The organism is Corynebacterium sp. MSK041 (assembly GCF_030232265.1).
GTDB lineage: Bacteria > Actinomycetota > Actinomycetes > Mycobacteriales > Mycobacteriaceae > Corynebacterium.
The window spans coordinates 1-733 of record NZ_JASPJK010000045.1 but is presented as its reverse complement, the minus strand read 5'-3'; the positions used below and the strand labels follow the sequence as shown (position 1 = coordinate 733).

At 57.3% G+C, this 733-nt stretch carries 2 protein-coding genes; both read right to left on the bottom strand.

Annotated features, from left to right (window positions below; translation table 11 throughout):
• The coding region (locus tag QP968_RS11115) for an IS3 family transposase (protein WP_284856455.1) at window positions 1-356 on the bottom strand (356 nt) is incomplete at its 3' end.
• Entirely contained in the window at window positions 356-673 is a 318-nt protein-coding gene (locus QP968_RS11110) for a transposase (protein WP_284856454.1), read from the bottom strand. The genes QP968_RS11115 and QP968_RS11110, both read right to left, overlap by 1 nt.
• Window positions 674-733 lie beyond the last annotated feature (60 nt).

Genomic DNA, 733 nt, shown 5'->3' with positions numbered 1-733 from the left:
AGGTCAGGAAGCGTGGACGTACGCTTGGACTGAATCGTGGTCACCGGGACGAAGGCACGCGGTGAAATCCCCTCAATCCCCATCAGGCGCATCCGCTTAGCCACAGTCTTACGGTTGAGCGCAATGCCGTAGCGCTCGGCGAGTTCTGCGGTGATCCGCGGGGCACCGTAGACGTGATCAGACTCTGACCAGATCTGGTGAATCTTGCGGTCAACATCGTCGTAGAATGCTGCCCGATCATCGTTTCCGGATAACCGTTGTTCCTGCTTATTGACCCATTTGTAGTACCCGGACCGTGACACTTTTAACAAGCGTGCCATGCGGTTGATGCTGTAGTTCGCCTTCTCCTGTCGCATTAGCTCGAACTTTTCTGTTCGCGTTGCTTCGCGGCGAAGAAGGCTGTCGCTTTTGACAAGAACTCGTTGTCCATCCGGGCCTCTGCCAGCTCACGGCGCAGGCGCGCATTCTCAGCCCGAAGATCCGCCTCGCTCATCCCATCAGCAGCACCGCGTCGCTCCCGCTCGTTTTTGACCCACTTGCCCAAAAGCCCCGGGGCGACACCGATCTCTCGGGCCACATGAGCGATCGGGCGCTGCGACTCAATCACGAGATTCGCGGCTTCACGCCGGTACTCCGGCGTGTACTTCTTGCGTTGTTGACTCACAATGAACATCCTCTCCTACGGACACAACATCCGTACAAGTTGGGTGTCCACTAAACGAGGGTAACCTCA

Coding starts and splice junctions, on each gene's coding strand:
- QP968_RS11110 (WP_284856454.1), bottom strand. CDS start 673: ATGTTCATTGTGAGTCAACAACGCAAGAAGTACACGCCGGAGTACCGG.